Source organism: Lutimaribacter marinistellae, from assembly GCF_042648365.1.
In the GTDB taxonomy this organism is placed as follows: Bacteria; Pseudomonadota; Alphaproteobacteria; order Rhodobacterales; family Rhodobacteraceae; genus Lutimaribacter_A; species Lutimaribacter_A marinistellae.
In genome coordinates, this window is sequence record NZ_JBHRXI010000048.1 from 117920 (window position 1) to 120240 (window position 2321).

Genomic DNA, 2321 nt, shown 5'->3' on the forward strand with positions numbered 1-2321 from the left:
GTCACGGCTGCCATGTCCACAAGGTACGGCGCACCCAGTCGATCAGCCGGCGCGACCAGACCCAGACCATCAGTTCGCGCCCCACCTCGATCTTGGCGACGCCTTCCATGCCCGGGCGCAACCCCACCGGCGTTGTGTCGAGCAATCCCTCTACGCGAAACGTGTTCCTGGTCTCGCGGATCTCGGCGATTGGCGTGATCCGGGTCGTGGCGAACGGCACGCCTTCGCTCGGCTGGCCCGCCAGCGACAAACGCCCGGGCTGGCCCGTCTCGACGTGGGGAAGGTCACGCTCGTCCACATAGATATCGACGCGGTACCGGTCGGGTGGCGCGATTTCGAACAGAACCTCCCCTAGCTGGACCGGGGCGCCGAGCTTCTGGCTCAGGTCCCCGGACACGATGACGCCGTCAATCGGCGCGATCAGCCGCGTTCGTTCGAGTTCGGCTTGCGCAAGCGCCAGTTGGGCGCGTGCCTGCGACAGCTGCGCCTCAAGCAGCGCTACCTGCGCCCGGTCATATTGTGCCTGCGCCTCGCGCGCCTGCGAAATCAGGCGGTCGATCTCGGACCGCCAGCGCAGTTCTTCCAGCCGAAGGTCGGAATCATCAAGCCGCACGAGCAGGTCGCCCGCCGCAACCATGTCGCCCGCCCGCAAGGGCGCATCGTCGATGAACCCGGCAAAGGGCGCGACCACGGCGCGCATCTCCTGGCCGCGCAGAACGGCATCGGCCTGAACACGGAACGGACCCTTCACCGTGGCCGCGGCAAAGACCAGCAGGGCAAGGACAATCGTCAGCAGTTTCCAGCTCAGGTGCCTCGGTCCCAGCACGACATCCAGGACATGCAACACGCCGTCCACGATCCGTCCGCCAAACCACCGCGCATTATGCGCCTTGAGCGCCAGCATCGGCCCCACCAGCGCGGCGACCGCTTCGGCCAGCAGAAGGGTATCCTCGTCGAACGGCTTGTCGGTATCTCGTCTTTCGCAGGTCATTGCCCCGATCGGGCCGTCTTCATCAGACAACGGAACCGTGATCATGTGACTTGTCCGAGACCTGCGCACATGCTCGCCATGGGCGACGGAAACGGCCCGCGCAATGCGCTCCAGCGGTGGATGGCTGACGCTGGCATTCTGGTCCCACGCCTCCTCCATTGCAGTCTCGATCCCCTCGGCCAGGCCAGACCGCTTGCGAAACCACGCCGAATAGGACATCGCCAACAGCCTCATCTTCGGCGCACTACGGCGGCGTTTGATCAGCCCGATACTGACCTGGTCGCAATCGAGGATGGTCTGCACTTCGTTGACGACAGCCATGGCCGCCGCCGCCGGTTTGCGGTGCTCGCCCGCGACGGCAAGGATGTCCAGCGCAACGCCGGCCCTGCGCAACCGCGCTTCGCCGTCCCGGGCGGCGTCCTGCCACAATTGTGCCGAAAGCCAGCCCGCTGCCCAATGCGCATCTCTCAACGCCTGTTGCACGCCTGCGTCGTCGGACCCTTTGAGTTCAAGAACGACGACATATCCGGCAGACCCATCGGGGCCTTGCACGGGACTTGCGACCCGGCTGATTTCCCCATCGCCCGAACGCGTGCTCGAGGGCCTGTTGGACGCGATCGCCTTTTGGGCGATGTCACCAAGTCCCGACAGGTCGCGTCGCGGATCGGGGGCTACTGCTACAGGAACATAGGCTGCCGCTGCGGGGTCGGGACGCAACAGAACGCCCAGCGTTGCCTCCGGTACGCGGTTGACCAGCACGGCCAGCCACGAGGTCAGAAGTGCCGTTTCACTGCGCGCATTGGCAAAGGCGGACCAAAGGCTGCGCGATACCTGCGTGACCTCGGCCCCGCCGGGGTCGCTCGTGGTGGTCAGGCCGGGTGCCGATCGGCCGATAGCCATCAGGCGCGCCCCGCCTTAACCGTCCAGTTTGCCGTACCGGGTTTCATGTTCGTCGATCAACCGGACCAGCATGTCACGCAGCCGCTTTGCGGCATGTGGAGACATCACGACCCTGTGCTCCAGCTGCACCTCGAGCTTGGCCGTACCCATGTCCCAACTGTTGTTGACGCCGAAATTGACCACCACCTCTTCGCGCGTGCTGGAGCCGTTGCAGACATTGCAATAGCTGCTCTTGAGGTTCGACGTGTCGAATTTCACCTGGCTCGGCGGTACGGTCGCTTCGCGCTGCCTGGGGCCGGTTCCCGTGCTGTGCTGGGCAGTTTCGGCCTTTGGACCGGTTGCTGCCTTTGCCGCATCCGCCCCGTTCTTCTCTGTCTTCTCAGCCGCCTTGGCCATACCTCGTTGCCTCATGAAAGGTGAATGAAACCGG

2 protein-coding genes are annotated in these 2321 nt (G+C 64.9%); both read right to left on the reverse strand.

Annotated features, from left to right (window positions below; translation table 11 throughout):
- Position 1: 1 nt before the first annotated feature.
- Positions 2-1891, reverse strand: a complete 1890-nt coding sequence (locus tag ACFORG_RS21315) for an efflux RND transporter periplasmic adaptor subunit (protein WP_386737596.1) — start codon at positions 1889-1891, stop codon at positions 2-4.
- Positions 1892-1906: 15 nt separating this feature from the next.
- Positions 1907-2287: a DUF3467 domain-containing protein gene (locus tag ACFORG_RS21320; protein WP_386737597.1), complete on the reverse strand. Its 381-nt coding sequence runs from the start codon at positions 2285-2287 to the stop codon at positions 1907-1909.
- Positions 2288-2321: the final 34 nt, after the last annotated feature.

What these genes read in the sequence shown, in the direction of transcription:
- ACFORG_RS21315 (WP_386737596.1), bottom strand. Translation starts at nt 1,891, where the DNA reads ATGGCTATCGGCCGATCGGCACCCGGCCTGACCACCACGAGCGACCCC.
- ACFORG_RS21320 (WP_386737597.1), bottom strand. Translation starts at nt 2,287, where the DNA reads ATGGCCAAGGCGGCTGAGAAGACAGAGAAGAACGGGGCGGATGCGGCA.